The organism is Halalkalibacterium ligniniphilum (assembly GCF_000334155.1).
GTDB classification, from domain to species: domain Bacteria; phylum Bacillota; class Bacilli; order Bacillales; family Bacillaceae_D; genus Halalkalibacterium; species Halalkalibacterium ligniniphilum.
The window spans coordinates 1-236 of record NZ_ANNK01000193.1; the positions used below are offsets into that span (position 1 = coordinate 1).

The 236-nt window shown below is 45.3% G+C and carries 1 protein-coding gene; it reads right to left on the reverse strand.

The window, feature by feature from the left end; translation table 11 throughout:
- Positions 1 to 154 (reverse strand): recombinase family protein (locus tag BLT_RS23530; RefSeq protein WP_394295525.1); only part of this gene is annotated, 154 nt, incomplete at its 3' end.
- Positions 155 to 236: the final 82 nt, after the last annotated feature.

The window sequence follows — 236 nt, forward strand, 5'->3', positions numbered from 1 at the left end:
GATATACAAGCACAACATCAAACTTCTCTTGCTTAATATCAGCAATCAAACGCTGCATAGCAGGGCGATTCGTGTTCTTTGCTGAGAAGCCTTCATCCACGTAATCATCCACAATCATCCAGCCTTGTGATTCAGCAAAAGCGGTTAGACGCATCCTTTGAGCTCCGAGGGAAAAACCATTCCTTTACCTGGTCTTCTGTACTTACACGACGGTAAATAACGCAACGCATGGGGGA